Origin of the sequence: Pseudoflavonifractor phocaeensis (genome assembly GCF_016901735.1) — a bacterium.
In the GTDB taxonomy this organism is placed as follows: domain Bacteria; phylum Bacillota; class Clostridia; order Oscillospirales; family Oscillospiraceae; genus Pseudoflavonifractor_A.
The window spans coordinates 1-19,444 of the sequence record NZ_JACLZC010000058.1 but is presented as its reverse complement, the minus strand read 5'-3'; the positions used below and the strand labels follow the sequence as shown (position 1 = coordinate 19,444).

Here is a 19,444-nt window from a genome sequence, read left to right as displayed (position 1 = left end):
ATGTTCTGGTGCAATCCCACTTTTGCTCTGGATAACCCCGCCGTTACCTTCCAGGCCAGCAGCATTTCGGTCCCCCGCAGTACCATCGCCGTGTGCAATGCCGCCGACAGCTTCAAACATTCCCACAGCGAGTATGTGGTACGTAAAACCGGCCTGAAGGACCGTATCTTTGCTCTGCGCACCTTCTCCGGCGTGCCTCTCTATGCCTATGAAGGTCTAAAAATGCTGAGAGACGCCTATGATCAGACCGCTGACAATCGCTCCGGCGCGGGGATTCATCTCTACGCCTACACTGGCCGAGGGGATGATGGCTCCGGTCTCAAGGATTGGCGCAACTCCCTTCCTGTGCCCTGATTCTCTATCATACCTTCCTGGCCCTGCCGCGCTCTTTTGATAGGGAATTGCCGCGCTTGGAGACGGAGAAAATGGTCCGGAGCACCGCAACGCATCTTTTTTACCGAGTGCAGCATACCAGCCAGCTAATCCTGTCATACGGTAATTTCTTGCATACTTTTTTGAATCGTTATTGTATAGTGCTTTTATATCGTGTATAGTTTATACGTAAGAAAGAGACGGCGCTTGTACGTCACTCCGGTTTTGCTTCCGGTTTACATATTATCTAAATTTTATAAGAGAGAAGGAAGATTGTATGACGTATGATTCCCTGCTGCTTAACTATGGCGGAGGCATTATTTCCGCCAGTAAGCAGTCCAAACAGTATGGGGGCGCGGCGGCGGTGGCCATCGGCATCGGCGGCACCGGCGTGGCTGCCCTGGCAGAGCTGAAACGCAAGGTCTACCAGCAGCTGGAGCCGGACAATCCGGGCGAACCTGTTCCCCACTATGACCACATCCAGTTCCTGGCCATCGACTCCGACGAGACCGAGATCGACGGTATGCACGGAAAAGCCAGGCTCAACAAGGGGTCCGAGTTTTTCTCCGTCTCCAATCCTCAGCTGAAGGCGGCGTTGGGCGGTAAGGACGTCATCAAAAACAATCCCACCCTCAACTGGATGGAAATTGATCGCATCAACTCCCTGCTCTCTCCCATGGGCGCCGGCGGTATCCGTCAGGTGGGCCGCTACCTGCTGCTGAGCAAGGCCGCCGCCCTCAAGCTGAAAATCGAGGAAAAATGTACCACCGCCCTTAAGGGCCTCCAGAAGCCCGCTCTGGACATTTACATCTTTGCGGGTATCTCCGGCGGCACCGGCTCCGGCTGCTTCCTGGATACCTGCTACATCGTCCGTAAGGCCATGGAGGAGCGCGGCTGGTCCTCTTTTGGCAACATTATGGGCTTCTTCTTCCTGCCTGACGTGGTGACCAGCAAGCCCGAGGTGGCTGCCGTCACCTCCTATGTGGATTATAACCACTCCAACGGCTACGCCGCCATGAAAGAACTGGACTACCTGATGGACCTGAAGGGCGGCAACGATTTCTTCTCCCAGAATTACGGTTCCTTCTCCATCCACACCCAGGAGCCGCCGGTGGATATGTGCCATCTGATCTCCGCCACCCAGGCAGACGGTAAGGTGCTCCCCAACGGCTTCCTCTACGGCATCCATGTGGCCTCCGACTATGTGATGGCCTATCTGGCCGACGTAGAGATGGGTAACTCTAAGGCTGGCGAGGATGACAAGGGTCTGACCATGCGCGGCCACCTGGCCAATGTCACCCAAGGCGTAGCCGGCCTGTCCCGCAATCACGGCGCCCACCTCTCCTATCATGTGCTGGGCGCCTCCAACGCTGAGATCCCCATGACTCAGATCGCCACCTACCTGGCCGCGGGATTTTATCAGCGTTTCCAGAACTGCATCGGCCGTGACAAGGTGGTCATCACCAAGCCTATCGTGGACGAGTGGGTGCAAAAGCTGGGGCTCAGCATCAACCAGGTCTACAATGAATTGGTCCGGAACTGTGACCCTCTCTTCCTGCCCGAAATTGAGCGCAAAGAACTGGCTTCCTATGGCATTGTTCAAAAGGGTAAGGCACCTAAGCCCTGGGCCGATCCGGGCAACGCCTGGATTGACCACTGCTTCGGTAAGCGCACCCAGAACCGCAAAGCGCTTAACGGCGCCCTCGGTTCCTTTGATCCCGATAAGGCGTCCTCTGACTCCCTGGTGGGCCGGGTGTTCCGCAAGCTGTGTGAGCTGTGTACTGACCCGGAGTACGGCCCTTATTACGCCGCCAGCCTGCTGAGCCACCAGGGCTATGATCTGATGTCCGCCCTGGACGGCGCCATCCGGCAGGCCCAGGAAGAGAAGGCCACCCAGGAGCTTCAGCTCCGCGGCAACGGCTCCGGCGGCTATGACGAGTATGTCATGCAGTGCAGCTCCGACTTCTACCATCATACCAGCAAGAAAAATTACCAGCGGTATGTGGAAGCCGTACAGCAGTGGTATCTCATCTACAACCGTTACAACGAGTGCGACGACCTGGCTACCACCCTGCGCAACCTGAAAAATGAGCTTTCTGCACTTTATCAGTCCTTCTTTGTCCCCCTCATCAATCTGCTGGACGACCTGAACGAGACCTTTGTGGCCGACATCCGTTACCTGAACAGCGACGCCGCCGCCGCACCCGCCGCCTACACCTGGCGCATCCTGGAGCTGAAGGATGTGCGGTCCAAGCTGGATGAGGTCATCGAAAACCTGGCCGTCAATGAACTGGTCAACAAATTTATTGCATATATTCTCAAGGGCTACAGTCAGTGGCAGACCGGCGACGACGGCAAGATCGGCCAGTATATCAGCCGCTATATGGAAGACGTGTTCCAGTCCCAAGTCAACCGCTCTCTGGAAGATTATCTCATGGACGTCTATCCCCAGGCGGGCGGCAATATCGACCAGCTGGCCGAAGAAATCGAGCGGGACATCATTCATCGTATCCACCAGTCGGCGCTGCCCATGTTCTGGTGCAATCCCACCTTCGCTCTGGATAACCCCGCCGTCACCTTCCAGGCCAGCAGCATTTCGGTGCCCCGCAGTACCATCGCCGTGTGCAATGCCGCCGACAGCTTCAAAAAGTCCCACAGCGAGTATGTGGTACGTAAAACCAGCCTGAAGGACCGTATCTTTGCCTTGCGTTTCTTCTCCGGCGTGCCCTTCTACGCCTATCAGGGCATCACACTGTTGAAGGGCGCCTATGACCAGGCCGCTGCCAATACCTCCGGCGTGGGTTCCCATCTCTACGCCTACACCGGCCGCGGCGAGGACGGCTCCGGCCTGAAGGATTGGCGCAACTTCCTCCCCGTCCCCGCCCCCTACTCCAAGGAAAAAACGCTGCTCACCGGTTGTGAGGAAGCCTTGGCGCTCTATGATGCGGGCGAGCAGGCCGGCATTATCCGCGTCAACGAGCAAAAAAATTATGTCATTCTCAAAACCAACCCGGTGGAAGTCCAACACTATACTACGGACGACTTCATCCAGCAAGACGTATTCCAGCGCGGTGTATTGACCAAGTGCCGTGAGGAGCTGAAGCGGCAGCTGGAGGACATTCACAAGCCCGGTATGGGGCAGGCAGAGGTTCTCCTCAAAAACGACGGCGATCCCAAGCTGGGAGAAAAGGTGGTTCTCCGGGTACGGAAAGATTACTTCATCCATTATCCCAAGCTGCAGGAATTGGTCCGCGATGAGCTGAATAAACGGGCTATGCTGCAAGCTGGTATCGACACCCTGGACGCCATCGAGCATGAGTATGATCAGTATGATACCGAGCTTGGATTTTTTACCGACCTGCTCTTCTACCGTGTTCTGTCCTGCATCAACGCCTCCGGTAATCCCTGCTATTATGTCAAGAACGGCCAGGGCTATCACGAAAAGATTTTCCGTATTCTCTACACCTACACCGACAGCCGCGGTATGGACAAGGATCTGATCTTCTCTCAGGATGAGGAAGAGATGAAGTACGCCAAGGACTATCCCCTCTATCAGGCCTTCTGCACCTACCGCTCCCTCTCCCCCGAAGAGCAGCCCCGCCAGGAGCTGGATGAACTGATTCGGGAGCGCCGCAAGGCCCTTTTGCAGCCGGGCGACAATATCATCGGCTATATCCTGGAGCAGGAGTGGGATAAGCAGGCTATTAACAAGCTGCATAAAGTGATCTCCAGTCTGCCCGAGGAGGAACGGAAGGACCTGTCCCGGTTCTATCTGGGTCTGGTCCGGTGTATCGCTCAGTTCCATGAAAAGTTTACCGAGGAAGAGTGGCGTAATTTGAACGATCCCAACGCAAAGGATGCCCCCGCCGCCGAGCCGAAGGTGTGGACCGTCTCCGACGGCAGCCGCTATCTCTATGTATATGAGAACAACAATCCTAATTTCGGATGGGACCAGAACGCCGGCCAGTGGGTCCCCCTGACCACCTCCATGTATGTGTGGAACCCTGATTCCAACAGCTGGCTTCCGGTGACGTCCGATCCCACCGGAAAGATCAAGCTGCCCTGATCGCCTCTGCTCTATCCATCATCACCGCACCGGCGCTTTTTTGAGCCGGTGCGGTGTATGCGCACTTAAGAAAGAAGGATGGGATGAAATATGCCTGATTATCAGGAGCGTATTGCACATTGCAGCCGTATGCTGGTCGGCAATAGCGACGTCTCCGGCCAGGGTCGGAAAATCAACGCTCCCCTGCTCAGTATTTTCCTGGGGCAGGATGCCGAAGCGCATATGGACGATGTATTGAACACCTATCAGAACTGCTGGCTCAGCAACGCCAACGTCCTGCAGTCTCTGACGGCCCAGACTTACAGCCCGGACAATGTGCTCAACGCCTGCCAGGCCATGCTGTCGGTACGAAATACATTTAACAGCTACTCCGTCTATCTCGCCTACTATTGGGATATTATGGACGACAAGTTTGACGATATTTTTGCGTCCATTCAAGCGCCTCTCTCCTTTCCCACCGCGGTTTCGGTGGAAGCGGTATTTTTCCTTTTCTGCCGGGAACTGCTCCCCGGCGCAAAGGCGCGCAAGGAGAAACGCCTCAAAGCCCTCATCCAGTGGGCGGAGGAGACCAAACATCATCTGGTGGTGCTCAGCGATCTGACGCCCTCCGGCCTTTTGGGTCCTGATGAAATCGGAGAGAACTACCGCCTGTCTGCCAATATTCTGCTGATTGCCAACTCTTATTTTTATCCCGGCGAAAAAGAACTGGGCAAACCGCTGGCCTTTTTCCTGAACCAACATCCGGTACACAGCGCCAGCTACTTTATCCTCAAGAAACCCACCTGGGACATTGCCGTGGCCTGTCTTTGGCAAATTCTGGACGACTATCAGAGGCTGCCCCAGTCCACTTCCCATGCCTCCAACGTAAAAGAGCGGCTGTGCGGCCAGAACCATAGCTACGCACATTTCTTCGAAAATCTGTTTCAGGAAAAAATAGCGTCTCTTCTCCCTCAGGATTACAGTTTCCTGCGGTATCTGCCCTACACCAGCGAGATGAACCGCCTGGACGACAATCTCAACGGCGTGCAGCGCGGTCTCTTTCCCCTATTCCGGCCCAAGCAGCAGGAGGTGGTCAGCCAGGAGATCGCCGCCAGCGCCCTTCAGTCCATTGCGGATGTGTGGAACGCCTGCCTGGACCTCTATTATCGCCGGCCCGTCTTTGCCTGGCTGGAGTCGGAAGAGGGTTCCACTTTTATCCGAGAGTTTTTCCGAAAAAAGCTCAATCTGGCTCTGAATTATGACGAAATGAGCAATCTGCTCCTGAATGAGGCCCGTGAGCTGGAAAATATGGCGCCGAATCATGCGTGGAATCTGCCGGAAATTTCGGAGCGGATGCCTCTTCACGACTGGCTGCACCAGCAGGCGTGCCGTGAACTGAAAATTTCGGTTTTTTCTCATCTGGCCAACGTCCTGGCCACCGCTATGCGGGAAATGAATGCCGCCGCCAATGGGTTTGACCGGGTACTGAACGCAGCAAAAGCCAATTTGCAAATCCACAATATAGACAACCGTATGCGTCCCCCCTATCTTCAAAAGACCCACAGCCTTCTGGTGACCAACCGGGATCTGCTGGCCCGTAAAATCAGTCCCTGCGGCGATGAGGATACCCTGCTCCAGCAGGCCGGCGAAGTCTTTGCTGAACTGGTGCAGCTTGATCCGGTCTATCGTCTCTCTTTGCGGGACCACTACGACTTCCTCATCAGCAACGCCGCGCCTGCCGACGTGGACGGTATTATTGATTCCTGCTTCAGCCAGAATATGTATCTGATGAACCGCCTTCAGACCTATACGCCCCCCGCCGGCGCCTCCATGATGTACTGTATGCTCAGTCAAGGCGATTTTGATGAGCGGATTGATCCCCAGCTTCACGGGGATGTGTTCCATGTCCCCCGCAACGACTGCATTGAACGGCTTCTGGTCTATCCCATCGAGCCGGAAAACATCATCTATTGACAGGAGGGATCTGTCTTGCCTATTCTTCCACTTTCCAGCGCTGCCTATACGGTGCAGCAGCTGACCTTGGGCAGCGATAGTCATGGCCGCTACCTGAGCCTGGTCTGTCCCCGCGCCGCCGCCTATGCCCTCTGCTTCAGCTCCGGCGCTCCCATTCGCCGTGAGGATCTGGATCTGACAGACAAGGATCTGTCCGCTCTGTGCAGCGGCGGTAATATTCAGCGGGCAGATTACCGTATTCAGGGCGTGCCCCGCAATATTTTTAACGCCATGCCTGTTTTCCGCAGCTTTCAGGCCGTTCCTCCCGAGCAGATCCAGGTGTGGAGCATGGACTTCTATTCCAACGGCAAGCCGATCCTCTATGTACCGGACGACCCGACCAGCTCCACCTGCTATGTGCCGCTGCGCTATACGGTGCAATTTACGCCCGGCGTTTACCGCCCGAACAAAGCGCCTCAGCCCGGCCTTCTCCAGGTGCGGCTGCTGGATGCCGGACAGTATGCCGACGGTGCGCTGATGTATCAGGTGGGCGATGCTATGCCCATTCCTCTGCCCGAGGCTTATCTGAACGATACTTTTATCCCTATCCTCAACGAGAACAAGCCGGTAAGCGTCGTGGTCAGTCCTATGTTTCAAGGAAAATACGTCCAGGCTTAGCGCTACTCTACAGAAAGACAGGTATGTTTATGCCAAATTATAATTATAGCGGCCAATATGGTAATCCTTCCAGCTACTACGATGATCACTCCTTCAAATGTCCTTATTGCTTTGCCGATATGACCCACAGGACAGTCCTCTTCCGGGCCAACACCGGGTTTACTCAGGAGGAACTGTCCGAGGAGCAGATGGCGGACGATTCCAGTTTTACCATGGTGAGCAGCAATCAGGACCGTCAGCGAAGCAGCGATTTGGAGATTAAATGGCTTTTCCGCCGCTACGATGATGAAAACAGCCTGAACTCGGACAAAAAGCTGGATAAGGAGCTCATCGAGTTCTGGGAAAAGAGAGGCGGCGAAAGCGGCTATGTCGACGCCGACCCCAACTGGGACTATCCCCATATCGACCCTACAGATCCTGAGACCTTCCGCCAGATGATCTCCACAGAGTCCCGCGGCGGCTTTCAGCCCGATCCCGACGGCTTTGTCCGAGATAAGGACGGCTTTATTACCCGGGTCCTGGACCGCTATTCCGGCGCCGCCAGTCAGATGACCCGTCTATGTCCCAAATGTCACAACCCCCTCCCTCTGCCCGACTACGGCAAATACCCCATTCTCTTTATCAGCGTAGTGGGCATCACCGGCGCCGGTAAAACCGTCTATCTCAACCAGCTGCTCAACCGTTTTGCCACCGTCATCCAGAACACCGGCTACCGGATGGGCCCCTCCGCCCTGGCCGTCAACGAGGTGGTCATGGAAAACCACCCCCTCCCCAGCAGTACCGACGACCAGACCATGCGCCGCCCGCTGGCTGTCTCCCTCACCAAGAAAAATGACTCTACCGACGGTCTGACCATCGTCTTTTACGACATTGCCGGCGAAAACTGCATCAAATTCATGGAATCCAGCGACCGGCAAAAGAAGGATTCCACCGCCATCGGAAAATTCATCGCCTACTCTGACGCGCTGCTCTTCCTCATTGACCCTGAGCAGGTGCCTATTTTCGCCGCGCCCGACACCTACGACACCACGGTCAAGCTCAAGCATGTGCAGGATGTCATCGACGTGGTCAATCGCATCCGCGTCCAGCTTAACACTCAGCATCCCAACTGGGACGGCATACCTGTGGCAGCTGTCCTGACCAAGAGCGATATCCTTCTGGACCGGGCCTCTAAAAACGCGATACTCCGCAGCCAGCTTCCCCCTGACCATCCGATTTTCCAGCACCTTTCCAACACGGAGACGCAGGGCTTCAACCGGGATGATTTCTATGGCATCCACAGGCAGCTTTGCCATGAGTTTGCGGAACATGCCCCCGAGATCACCGCCAGTATGGCTTCTTTCGCCCAAAAAGGCTATTTTGCCGTGTCGGCGATCACCTGCGGCGTGGAAAACCGTTTTGAGAAATATCAAAACCTCTATTCCTTTACCAACGAAAATTACAAGAAATTCACAGAGCTGGTATCCTGGTCCAAGGATTGGAACAGCCGCTCTCCGGAAGAGCGGGAGCATTTTGGAAAATGCCCCGTTTTGGATAAAGACGGCGCTCCCATCTCCTTTCCCATTGACACCAGCATTACCGCCGAGACGGCCTCCGGCATCGTCACCGAGATCTTTGCCGAGAGCCACCAGGGCGGTTATGTGGACCGCATCTACCTGGGTCTCTGGGAAGTGGCTTCCCAGTCCATCAACCCCATCGGCTATCCCACCGCGCCCCCCAATCCCCGGCGGATCGCCGAACCCATCCGTTGGATTCTGTGGAAGAAGCGCTATCTGGAGCCCTATTTTATTCCGGAACCTCAACCCCAAAAAAGCTTTTTTATGGGAAAAAAGAAATATGAAAACCTTGTGACAATGTGGGCCATTCAAAACGAGACGAACGCAAAACACTTTTATTTTGAAGAGGAGGAGGAGAATGGATGAAACTAGAGCAGGTATGCCGTTTTCGTGCGGCAACCGGGTACACTGTCTGCGCACAGTCTCCGGGCTTTACCGCCGATCATGAAGCGGAGATGGGAAAACTTTTTAACGACACCATGAATCCCCTCTTCGGCAAGGTTGGACAATCGCTCTTTACCTGCGCTATTGGGGAAAAAGGCACCATTTTTTTAAGCAGGTCTACCCTGCGCAGCAGCTACGGCCGTACCGCTATGTTTACCCACTCCTATCTCCTGTCTCCTGACGATTACGAGGTCCTGATGGAGGGAAGTTCGGGTGCCTCCCTTCTCTCGCTTTCCATGGAGGATATGCTCTATACCCAGCCCGCCTCTTCTAATCTTCCAACTCTTTCCTTTGTGCCATCCAATGACATTCCAGACCTGGATGTGCTGCGGAAAAAATACCAGCTGGACGACGCCCGCTATGCCCAGCTTCTGCTGGGTGCTTACCGAGCTATGACCACCAGCGCCTCCCTCTGCCTCTACACCAAGCGGCCCCTGGAGGAAACGCCGGTCCTGGTGCGGGAGCTGGCCTACTGCATCGCCGAGGGTCTGCTGCCCATGCTCAAAAAACGCCTTACCTACTCCTCTGCCGCCGACACCCGCATGAAGGTCTGTGTCTCCTCCTCTGTCGGTGGACATACATTAGGCAAGTCCGGCATTCCCTTCGATGTGGATCAGGGCCGGTCCTTCCCCGCTATCAAGATAGATTCCATGTCTGATACCTTCTTCCGGGCGCTGGCCCACGCCTCCGTGTTGGAACGCCACGCCATGTTGGACAAAATGCAGCGCTGGCTCTCCGACCTGTCGGACGAGGGGTCGGGTATTTCTCTGGGTATGGTGGTGGCCGCCTATTACCTCTCCTCCGGCCAGAGTCTGAGCAACGAGGAGGCCGCCCGCCTTTTGGCCAATCTCCTCAGCGGTGCAAAGGGCAGCGGCGTCAACCAGCAGGCCCTGGATCAGGTCCTGGCCCATCTGATAGACATTATCAACCAGGGCCACGCCTGTCCCAACACCCTGCCCCAGCTGGTGGAACGCTATCTGTTCAGTGTTAATCCAAACTATGAAAGGGCTGTTTCTCAGCTTCTGACGCTGGCGCCAGTCTTTGCCTGCGCCAATCTGCTTCAGACGCTTATCAAACTCACCGACCAGCGTTCTCCCAAGATTAAAGAGCTGGTCCTGCAGCTGTTGGCTCTGATTCCGCCCAACGCGGAAGAACTGGCTCCCTTCATTTCCGACCTCATCCTTTGGGCAGTGCGCCAGGATGTGACCGAGCTGAGCGATTCCTGCCTCCAGATGTCGGGACAGCTCTCCGTCGATCAAAAGAAGGCACTGCTCTGCACCATTTTGGATGAGGCGCAGGGCCGCTCTTTCCGCATGTGCGAGAGCGCCATCCTGTTCCCTCTCATCAACTCTCTGGCCAATCAGCCCAACGCCTGCCTGGACGACGCGCACAACGCCATGCTGTATGAGCGTTTCCCCAGCCTATCCATAAAAGAACAGCAGATCGTGGCGGGTTACTGTCTCTTCATCTGTATCCCCCTGAGCAAATCTCCCGTCCCGCTCCTCCAGAAAATTGCCCTGGACTATCCGCCTCTCTTCTCCGCGCTGGCCTTCTGTCTGCGTAATCCTGACAACAAGATGCTGGACCTGTGGGAGTCTTATCAGACCGATACCCTGCTGAAAAAGGGCATGGGCTACGAAGCATTGGAGGCGGCTTGTCAGAGCGCAAACATTTTCTTCACCACCAACGGTCCCTTTGAGAAAAAGGTGGGCCAGCTGTGGCTGGACTGCCTGGAGCGGCAGCTGGACCCCAACGCTTCCATGCAGGAGCTGGTGGGTCTTACCTCGCAATCCGTCCAGCGGCTGGAGCAGGCCAGGTTCTCCAGAAATTCCGCCCATGAAGTGACCTGTGAGGCCGCCGATCTCATGTGGACCCACCTCTCCTACCGCAGTATGCTCTCCGAGCCGTCCAGCGTCCCGGAGCATCTGATGGTCAGCCAAGACCCACGTGCCACTGAAAAACTCAAATTTTTCCGCATTCTCTGTAAATTTATCAAAGATCCCACCGATATTACCGCCCTCTCCGGCATCGTTTTCAACAACGGTTCGTCTTATTCTCATCGGGACCGCAATGAGATCCGGGAGCATCTGTACGACCTGTGCTGCTACCTGATCCAGACGCAGCGGTTCTTCTCCTGGGACCTTCTCATCCTGCGCAGCTATACACAGGACGAGGACGGAACGTACGACTACCATTGCCGCATGGTGGCGGAAGATGTGGAGCAAATGGAGGAGGATGGGCTGATTCCGGACAACCTCCACGCCCCTCTGGCGTCGTCCAGCTTTCTGCGGGAGGACGAGGAGCTGCGCAAGGAAATGCGTAAGTTCATCAACTATAAGTCACCCCGCATTTTGCAGGAGCTGGGCGAAGAATTAAAGTCCTTCTCCCGGAGCAGGCAGCAGAAAAACCAACCCTTTGAGACGCCCAAAGAGTCCCGCAAACGAGAAGCGCCGGAGGAGCACACGGAGCACGACCGGAGAAGTTCCGGCGGGGAACGGACGGCAAAATCCCCCCTTGGCTTTTTGCAGGGCATTTTCGGGCACAAACCCTCGTCGCCTCCGCCGTCCACCAGCGTACTGTTCGGCAACGATTCTCACCAGCAAAAAAAGCGGGGCAAAGGAGGAAAACACCTTAAGTGAAAGAAATAACCTATCCCTCCCCCAACGCCTGGATCAACAGCTGTCTCATCAGCGCCAACTCCTATAAGATCCTCTCCGATCAGTCGGAGTTTGAGCGTTCTTTTCTGGAGGAGGACTCCACGCACCTCCAGCGTCTGGGGGGAGAGCATCACTACGCCCGGGTGGCGGCCAACCGGGACAGACAGGACGCCTGGATGCTTCTCTTTTCCATGAATTCGGCGGATATGAACCGCTTGGCCGAGGTCCTGGAAACGGTGCAGGTAAATTTTCTCTATCAGAACGGTTTTTTCTGGCCCTTTGATCTGGTCTGGGATCACGAGATAAAGGGCTGCCTGATCCATCCCATCGACACCATCCGCTTTCAGCCTCTCCGCCTTTTTCTGGGCAAGCCCAACCTGCTCTGCTGGACGCTGGCGAAAAGTCTCTTTTCCCGCATCGACATCCTTCACCGCGCCAAACTGACCCTCAACGGCTTTGCCAGAGAACAGCTCCGGGTGGATGTCTCCTCCAATGAGGTGTTCTTCTGGCCCACCGAAACCTGCGGCCAGCTGGATATCCCCCAGTCTGTGGTGCGCCGGGGCGGCTACTGCTCTATCCCCCAGAAAATGGAGACGCTTTTGCTGAGGGCCGGATGGACGATTACCGGCGGTATGCGGGATCTCTTTTCCGCTGCCGTGCTGGCCTTTTACCTTCTCTATCTCACCCATCCCTTCGTTGGTACTGCCTTTTTACCCAGACTGAGAGAGGAATATAACATCCAATACCAGAATTTCCCTGATTACATTATGGACCCCAACGGAAACAACCGTCTTGGCTTTTCTTACGAACATCAGCTCATCCAGAAGCAATGGGAGCGCTCCGCACCAGAATTGAAGGCCCTGTTCGATGGTCTCTTTCTGGCGATGTGCCACCCAGATCAGTATGAATACGACGCGAAAGCCGATTACTGGTCTCCCGCCCGCTGGATCGAGGCATTGGAAGCGGACCGGCAGAAAAATGGTATGTCCGAAGAGGAGATTACAGCCAATTATGTGGGAACTGATTGGGATATGGTGCAGAACTATCAGGTGTGAGGTGACATATGAACCGCATTTTACAACAAATTATTGTCGAAAACGGTGTTCAAATCTTAAGCGACCCGGGAGCGCTCCGCGCCCGTATGACAGAGTTGGGGGCGCAGCCGGGCGACGCCATCACCATGGAGCTCATCCTGTCCGCCTGTCCCTCCATTCCGGCCGCGCTGGCCCAGGGCTCTCTTCCCCAGTCGGAGGTCAACGTACTGGTCAGCAGCGCAGAGCGTGCCACCGGTCTTTCCGCTCAGACGATCCGGAAATTTTTGGGGGCGCTGACTTCCGCCGCCGGGATTAAATTTCTCAATCAGCCCCGCTTTCTCCTGCCCATTCTGCGCAAACGCCGTCAGGGAATGGTCCTTCTGGGAGAGGAGGAGGACCTTTCTCTCCAGAACGCGATCCATCAGCTTCTGGGAGGCGGTGATCCGGCTCAGCCTTTGAGCGATCTGGAGCGCCTGTCCCAGGCCGGCAATGCCTATGCCAGCTATCAGCTGGGCTGCTATTACCACCCGCAGGATCGGAAAAATAAGACTACATTGGGGCGTCCTTACTACGAAGTGGCGGCGGCATTGGGCTACGGACCGGCCTACGGCGCTTTGGCGGACTATGACATCAACGGCACGAAAAAGAATCTGCGCCGGGCGGCGGAGCTATTCGAGCATCCCACCGCGCTGGCGGGAAGGGAAGGCCGGCAATGGTCATCCAATGCCGCTCAGCTCCTGCGCTATCGTTCCCAGAATCTGATCCGCTGCCGGCAGACGCTGTTTCTTTCCATTCTCACGCTGATTTTTTCTTTCCTAACCGCCTTTTTCAACGTGATTTTCGGCGTCTTTGCCATCACAGCGGCGCTGGCGGCACTGGCCTCCAGTCTGTTTTCTCTGCTTGCCGCCCCCTATCACTCCCACAGGTTTGCCTATTACCTGATTTTACTATGCTGGCTCCTGGCTGTGGCGGCGCTGTTCTGACGGAGGTCTCTCATGAAACTGAATGATTCCCATCTGAATGTAATTACGTTCCTTTTTACTCTGCTGGCCGCCGGACTCTATCTGCTTGGAGCATATACCGAAATGATTGACGCGCAGTTCAGCCAGGGTATGCTGATAGCGGCTGGAATCCTTTTATTGGTCCTTCTGGTTTTGTTGGGGCTTCGCGGCTTCAAACGCTCTTTTGAATCAAATCTTCCCCTATTTGCCGCCTTTTGGATGCTTCTTTATGTTGCTCTTCCAAATACCGCACAATTTAGCTCCGATGGTGCGGCCAATACTTTTCCCATTGCGTTGCACTATCTGTCTACCGCGCTTCCCCTTCTGGCCGGCTCCGTTGTGGCGCTGGTACTGATCCACCAGCTGGGCAAAGACTCCAAGCACTTCCTTTTTTACATCCTGCGCTATCTCGCCTTTGGTGTGATTCTCTCCCTCCTCTGCATGAGTGTGGCCTCCGCCCTTTTCCTTCCAAGTCTGGATCTTGACCTTCGCTTTGCCGTACTGGAAGCTGCGGATGTCCGTACCGTATTGAACATCCCGCTGCTCTTTGGGGGGCTGTGCCTGTGTGCCGATCTCACGGCCACTCTGGATCCAAAGAACATCTCCCGTACATCCAGCGGCGCCGAGACAAGCCGTACTTCCGCATCGGCGAAGCAAAATTTCGTGTCCCATTTGCCCACCTTTTTCTGTCTGTCTCTTTTGTTTTGCGTGGTTACTCTCTTTTTCGGGAGCACCGGACTGTGGCAGATGGAGATGATTTTACTGGGCAAGCGCTTCCGGGTGGCTTGTGCGGTGATCGTACTTTTGCTGGGTTCTCTTCTTTTGGCAAAGAAAACCACGCTGGACGACTGGGATTCAGAGCTCAGCGGCTACACCAATCACATTACGGCCTGCTCCATGTTCGCATGGACCGTCTATTCGCTGCTCTCCATGGTGTGGACACAGTTTTTCCATCCATACGTTTCCTTTTTTGGCGTACCGATCGCTATGCTGGTCTATGCCTTCCTCCGCCGGTTCCATTCTCAGCTTTTCCCCTTAATGTCCCGGTCAGATAACACCTTCCTGGCCGCCTTTTTGGGGGTAACGCTGCCCCTACTCCTGGCCGCCGGGCGGACGGTCCAGCTGCGTCCTTTCTACCTGCTACTGGTGGTGCTCCTGCTGATCGTACGCTATATCTGCCGCGTATTGGCGGATAAGGGACAGCATCCCCTGGTAATGCACAGCTTCTGGGGTGTAGCTGCCCTGCTGCTGCTGCTGGGCACCCGGCTGGATCTGAGCGCGCTTTCTCTGCCCTCTCCCTTCAAGCTGGCCGCCAGCCTGTGTGCCGCCTTTTTTTGGTGCGTCATCTGCTTTTTCATGGAGCGCACCGCCCATGATAATACCCACATCTACGACGGCGAATATGCTATGGCCATTCGGCTGCGCACCTGGATTCCCGTTGTCATGGCGTTCGCCTCTCTTATTCTCCTACTCTTCCTTTAACATGCAAACTATCATCATGGGGGATCTTTTATGAAAAACCAACGCCCACAACTGCCAAATCAATATGCGCAAAACGGTTCATACCTTGCAACGAAGCAGTTTGACCTCCCGCTTTTCCTGGCCACTCTGGCCGCGGGCCTGGTCGCCTGGTTCCTTGACAGTCTGCTGTACAAGGCCCTGATCCATGTCCTGGCCCGTCCGCTGCTCATCGCTATCCTGTTTTTCCTGCTGGTGCTGATCGTCTCTCTCACTGTCCTTGTGGTCAGTAAGCTGGAAAACGGGTTTGACGAAGAATTTTTGTTTCTCACCAGCACCGGCGCCATCGCCGCCGGCCTGGCGGTGCTGCTGGTGCTCTCTTTCCTTCTGGCTCTGGTTTTTGAGTGGATCTACGACCGGGAAGAAAGAACCATCTCCTCCGCCACCTCTTACATCTTTTTGCTGGACGAGTCCGGCTCCATGTCGGGCAGCGACCCCGACCAGCTGCGTTATGACGCCATCAATCAGGTACTGGCTACCCAGCCGGATGGATTTCCCTATGCCGTTTATGTCTTTGCCAACGATACCCAACTGGTACGGGACATGGCCTCCAGCTCTGAGGGCAGCAACTATACCATCCCTGACGTGGGGGGCAGCACTTATATGAAGGCGGCCCTTACCACCATCCTGGACGATTACCGGAACGGCGTATGGTCCGGCGGCACAGCGCCCAAGGTGGTCCTGCTCACCGACGGCGCCGCCAGCGATATTAGCTTCTTCAGCTCCATTGACAGTCTGCTCAGCGACTATGTCAAATCCGGCATCAGCATCAGTACGGTGGGACTGGGGGCCGTGGATCAGTCTCTCCTCAACAATATCGCTCAAAAAACCGGCGGCGTCTTTGTCCCGGTAGAGCAGGCCGGCAGCCTGGCCTCCGGTATGCAGCAGGCCGCCTACGGCGTGGCCAACCGGGATCTCTTCTCCGCCCGGGTGACGCCGGGCCGTGATCTGCTCTACGGCATCCTGCGGGTGGTCTTCCTCTTCCTGCTGGGAGCGCTGCTGGCCTTTACCAAGGCCATGGCCTGCGCCCGTATGGGCGAGACGCCTCGCATCCTCATCTTCGGCGGCGCCTTCTCCCTGCTGGGCGCCCTCATCATGGAGCTGGGCACTCTGGCCGGTCTGCCGGCCTGGCCGTGCTGGCTGCTCCTCTGGCTGCTGCTGGCCGCCACCCCCGCCATGCTGACCAAACAGCATACCACCCACGTCACCTCCGACGTCCACAGCAATATGTCCAACACCCCCAATCAGTTCAACAGCGCCGACGTCAAGCCATCCGGAAGATCCGGTCCGTCGTTTGGCGGCGGACGGCGGCCCGGCCCCGGCGGTCCCGGCGGCGGGTCTGGAAGCAGCTTCCTGCATTGAGTGACAGCTTCCCCCTCTTTTCCCTCTGAAAAGCGTGTAAAATGGCGTATGGACCCTCTCCGGTCCATACGCCATTTGCCGTCTCCCGCGGACCCAAAGAACGGTTGCCCGCGGCATACGGGTGTGGTAAGATGAAACCAAACCGATCTTAAAGGAGCATATCACGATGGATCTCATTATCACCACTCTGTCCAATGAGTTGGGCATCAAACCAGAATATGCGGAAAACGTGGTCAAGCTCATCGACGAGGGCAACACCATCCCCTTTATCGCCCGCTACCGGAAGGAACTCCACGGAGCCATGGACGACACCACCCTGCGCACCCTGGCCGACCGGCTCAACTACCTGCGCAATCTGGCCAAGCGGAAGGAGGAGGTCCTCTCCGCCATTGAGGCCCAGGGTAAGCTGACCGAGGAGCTGACCGCCGCCGTCAACGCCGCCGCTACCCTGGCGGAGGTGGAGGACCTGTACCGGCCTTATAAGCAAAAGCGCCGTACCCGGGCCACCGCAGCCAAAGAGAAGGGCCTGGAGCCGCTGGCCGCCCTCCTCTTCGCCCAGGATCGGGAAGGTCCCGCGCCGGAAGAAGCCGCCGCCGGTTATATTGACTCGGAGAAAGGTGTGGAGGGGGTGGAGGACGCCCTGCAAGGTGCCAACGACATCATCGCCGAGTGGATCTCCGACGACGCCGAGCTGCGGAAAAAGCTTCGGAACCTCTACCAGGCCAAGGGCTTCCTGACCTCTCACAAGGCAAAGGACGACACTGCCGACAGCGTCTACCGCCTTTATTATGACTTTAAGTCCCCCTTAAAAGCCGTCCAGGGCTATCAGGTCCTGGCCGTCAACCGGGGCGAACGGGAGGAATTCCTCAAAGCCGCGGTGGAACTGGACCGGGAAACCGCCCTCATCCTCCTGCGCCGCTCGGTGCTTATGCCCGGCGCGCCTGCCATGGCCTTTGTCCGCGCCGCCGCCGAGGACGCCTATGACCGCCTGCTCCAGCCCTCCCTGGAACGGGAGATGCGCGCCTCCCTCACCGAGGAGGCCAACGAAGGAGCCATTCACAACTTCGGACTGAACCTAAAGCCTCTGCTGATGCAGCCTCCGGTGAAGGGCAAGGTCACCATGGGCCTGGACCCGGGCTACCGCAACGGCTGCAAGGTGGCTGTGGTGGACGCCACCGGCAAGGTGCTGGACACCGCCGTGGTCTACCCCACCTTCAACGACAAGAAGAAGCGGGAGGCCATGGACACCCTGGAAAAGCTCATCCGCCGCTGGGGAGTGGTCCACATCGCCATCGGCAACGGCACCGCCAGCCGGGAGACTGAGGCTATGACCGCCGAGATGATCAAAGAAATCGGCGGCGGCGTTTCCTACATGGTGGTCAGCGAGGCGGGCGCGTCGGTCTACTCCGCCTCTCCCCTGGCCGCCGAGGAGTTCCCCGACTATGATGTGAATCTGAGAAGCGCCGTGTCCATCGCCCGGCGGCTCCAGGACCCGCTGGCCGAACTGGTTAAGATCGACCCCAAAGCCATCGGCGTGGGACAGTATCAGCACGATATGCCTCAGGCCCGGCTGGACGAGACGTTGTCCGGCGTGGTGGAGGACTGCGTCAACGCGGTGGGGGTGGATGTGAACACCGCCTCCGCGCCGCTCCTCCGCCGGGTGGCGGGCCTCAACGCCACCACCGCCAAAAACATCGTCAAATACCGGGAGGAAAACGGCCCCTTTACCGGCCGCAGGCAGATTTTGAAGGTACCCAAGGTGGGCCCCAAGGCCTTTGAGCAGTGCGCCGGCTTTTTGCGGGTGCCGGAGAGCGCCGCCGTTCTGGACCACACCGGCGTCCACCCGGAGAGCTACCAGGCCGCCGAAACCCTGCTGAAGCTGTGCGGCCACACCCTGGAGGACGTACAGGCGGGTAAGCTGGGCGACCTGAGCGCCCAGGTGGAGGCCCAGGGGCTGGACGCTCTGGCGGCCTCCTGCGGCGTGGGCACCCCCACCCTGGCCGACATCGTCAAGGAGCTCCTCAAGCCGGGCCGGGACCCCCGGGACGAGCTGCCCAAGCCCATGCTCCGCACCGACGTGATGGAGATGAAGGACTTAAAGCCCGGCATGGAGCTGACCGGCACGGTGCGCAACGTCATCGACTTCGGGGCCTTTGTGGACATCGGCGTCCACCAGGACGGGCTGGTCCACATCTCCCAGCTGAACACCCCCAAAAAGGTCCGCCACCCCTCTGAGGTGCTGTCGGTGGGAGACGTGGTCACCGTTTGGGTCAAAGAGGTGGACATCCCCCACAAGCGCATCTCCCTCACCATGCGCCGCCCCTGATTTTTCATGCTGTTTCGTTGTTTTTCTATTCTTTTATACAAATCGTTTTTATTATTTTATTTTTACTTTGAAAAAAATACTTGACTGTCTCCCCACTCCATAGCTTACACTCGAGACAAAGGAGGTGGGCTTATGACCATCAAGGAACTTGAAACCCTGGTAAATATGCCCCGCACCAGCATCCGCTATTATGAGCGGGAGGGGCTGATCTCTCCCATCCGGGCCAGCAACAACTATCGCTCCTACACCCTGGACGATGCCGACGCCCTGCAAAAGATCAAGCTCTTACGCAAGCTCCATCTGGAGGTGGACACCATCCGCCTCCTTCAGGAGGGGACCCTCTCGCTGGACCAGGCCCTGGCCGACCAGCTCAACGCCCTGGAGCAGGACCGAGCCGCCCTGGAACAGGCCCGGCAGGTGTGCAGCGCCCTGCGGGATGCCCACAGCGACTACGCCCACCTGGACCCCCACCCCTGGCTGGAACGGCTGGAGCAGGAG

12 protein-coding genes are annotated in these 19,444 nt (G+C 56.8%); all 12 read left to right on the top strand.

Going from position 1 to position 19,444, the window contains the following annotated elements; all coding sequences use genetic code 11:
- Positions 1–354, top strand: a 354-nt coding sequence (locus H7U37_RS11695) for a hypothetical protein (protein WP_204875897.1), incomplete at its 5' end; no start/stop codon positions are given.
- A gap of 295 nt (positions 355–649) precedes the next feature.
- Positions 650–4,438, top strand: a complete 3,789-nt coding sequence (locus tag H7U37_RS11690; RefSeq protein WP_204875895.1) for a tubulin-like doman-containing protein — start codon at positions 650–652, stop codon at positions 4,436–4,438.
- A 129-nt stretch (positions 4,439–4,567) separates the two neighbouring features.
- Positions 4,568–6,391 (top strand): hypothetical protein, encoded by a 1,824-nt coding sequence (locus H7U37_RS11685; RefSeq protein ID WP_204875893.1) that lies wholly within the window; start codon positions 4,568–4,570, stop codon positions 6,389–6,391.
- A 15-nt stretch (positions 6,392–6,406) separates the two neighbouring features.
- Complete coding sequence (locus tag H7U37_RS11680) at positions 6,407–7,048, top strand: hypothetical protein (RefSeq protein WP_204875891.1); 642 nt, start codon at positions 6,407–6,409, stop codon at positions 7,046–7,048.
- Between the two features lie 119 nt (positions 7,049–7,167).
- Positions 7,168–8,970 (top strand): TRAFAC clade GTPase domain-containing protein, encoded by a 1,803-nt coding sequence (locus tag H7U37_RS11675; protein WP_204875889.1) that lies wholly within the window; start codon positions 7,168–7,170, stop codon positions 8,968–8,970.
- Between the two features lie 89 nt (positions 8,971–9,059).
- Positions 9,060–11,687: a hypothetical protein gene (locus tag H7U37_RS11670; RefSeq protein ID WP_204875887.1), complete on the top strand. Its 2,628-nt coding sequence runs from the start codon at positions 9,060–9,062 to the stop codon at positions 11,685–11,687.
- Positions 11,684–12,760: a hypothetical protein gene (locus H7U37_RS11665; RefSeq protein ID WP_204875885.1), complete on the top strand. Its 1,077-nt coding sequence runs from the start codon at positions 11,684–11,686 to the stop codon at positions 12,758–12,760. Before H7U37_RS11670 ends, H7U37_RS11665 begins: the two co-directional genes overlap by 4 nt.
- A gap of 86 nt (positions 12,761–12,846) precedes the next feature.
- Positions 12,847–13,722, top strand: coding sequence for an SEL1-like repeat protein (locus H7U37_RS11660; RefSeq protein WP_204875883.1), 876 nt, complete (start codon positions 12,847–12,849; stop codon positions 13,720–13,722).
- Between the two features lie 312 nt (positions 13,723–14,034).
- Positions 14,035–15,222 (top strand): hypothetical protein, encoded by a 1,188-nt coding sequence (locus H7U37_RS11655; protein ID WP_204875881.1) that lies wholly within the window; start codon positions 14,035–14,037, stop codon positions 15,220–15,222.
- Between the two features lie 30 nt (positions 15,223–15,252).
- Complete coding sequence (locus H7U37_RS11650; RefSeq protein WP_204875879.1) at positions 15,253–16,620, top strand: VWA domain-containing protein; 1,368 nt, start codon at positions 15,253–15,255, stop codon at positions 16,618–16,620.
- A gap of 166 nt (positions 16,621–16,786) precedes the next feature.
- Positions 16,787–18,946 (top strand): Tex family protein, encoded by a 2,160-nt coding sequence (locus H7U37_RS11645; RefSeq protein WP_204875877.1) that lies wholly within the window; start codon positions 16,787–16,789, stop codon positions 18,944–18,946.
- Positions 18,947–19,078: 132 nt separating this feature from the next.
- The coding region (locus tag H7U37_RS11640) for a MerR family transcriptional regulator (RefSeq protein WP_204875875.1) at positions 19,079–19,444 on the top strand (366 nt) is incomplete at its 3' end.